Raw genomic sequence first — 676 nt, forward strand, 5'->3', positions numbered from 1 at the left:
GCAGTTGACGATGTTCGTATTATCGCTGAAGGCAGAGACTTTTTCAGAGCCTCCCTATTAAAATAGGTCAAAAATACGTCATGAAGATATTCAAAAAAACCATTCACGGTATATAACTTATAATTAGAATACTCTCTTATTTCACGCAAGCCTCTTATTAACCTTTCATCTATATCTGCTAATCCCAGTAAAAAATATATTCCAGCATATAAAAATACCAGTATGACAAATAAAAACTGAAGTTCGCGAACTGAAGAAAATTTATTTTTTACCAACTTTTCCACAGCATTAACTAAAACAAAAACAAAAACAAATAATATGGCTGATAGAAATAATAATAGAATAAAAGCCCACATCTCATTTTTTGAATAAGGGATCAGTAGCCCGAAGATGAGCACACCACTAGTAAACAAAAAAACTCTTGAATAAGTTTTATTTAAGCCAACCATAAATCCTCATTTAAAACAGATGAAAACAAAATTAACAAGATAAAGTGCTACATTGAGCATTACAAAAATGTGGCACTTTTACACATACAATTAGTTACTTGAACCGTGATAATCTTCTTTGGCAACCATAATATTCACACCGAACCCAGGACTGAGCCAATCGGTAAACCTCACGCGAATTTTTGTCTTATCTTTTTCTATAGAAAACTTATCTTGAACACCATAAA

At 31.8% G+C, this 676-nt stretch carries 1 protein-coding gene; it reads right to left on the bottom strand.

Translation table 11 applies throughout. The features are described from left to right. The coding region (locus ACT3XD_RS19675) for a hypothetical protein (protein ID WP_444280707.1) at positions 1–449 on the bottom strand (449 nt) is incomplete at its 3' end. Positions 450–676 lie beyond the last annotated feature (227 nt).

The organism is Halomonas sp. AOP7-B1-5 (assembly GCF_052353045.1).
Taxonomy (GTDB): Bacteria; Pseudomonadota; Gammaproteobacteria; order Pseudomonadales; family Halomonadaceae; genus Vreelandella; species Vreelandella colorata.